Annotated in this window: 1 protein-coding gene; it reads right to left on the bottom strand. The window is 59.6% G+C overall.

Annotated features, from left to right (window positions below; translation table 11 throughout):
- The coding region (locus EN990_RS35310) for a response regulator (RefSeq protein ID WP_127388582.1) at positions 1-337 on the bottom strand (337 nt) is incomplete at both ends.

The following is a 337-nucleotide window of genomic DNA, read 5'->3' as shown; positions in this document are numbered from 1 at the left end:
GGCTTGCTGAGAATTTTGATGTCGCGAGTCCCCGGGAGTTCGGCGTAGCCCGTTGCTATAATGACGGGTACGTTCGGCCACTGGACTTTGATCGTATTCGATAGCTGCAGGCCCGTCATCTTCGGCATAGCATGATCCGTTATGACGAGGTCGAACGGCTGCTCCTCCAGCAACCTGAGGGCTGCCGCCGCAGAATGCGCCTCCGCGACAGTATGGCCGAGATCCTCGAGCATTGCCGCGGTATTCAAAAGGACCAGCGCATCGTCATCCACTGCCAGAATCCGCAGCGACGCCGTCTCAATGGCTTCCTCGGCAAGAACATCCGGCCCGCGCGCGA

It is taken from the genome of Mesorhizobium sp. M7A.F.Ca.US.005.03.1.1 (assembly GCF_003997975.1).
Classification (GTDB): domain Bacteria; phylum Pseudomonadota; class Alphaproteobacteria; order Rhizobiales; family Rhizobiaceae; genus Mesorhizobium; species Mesorhizobium ciceri.
Note: the sequence above shows the minus strand (reverse complement) of the source record. Positions and strands in the feature narration are given on the sequence as shown.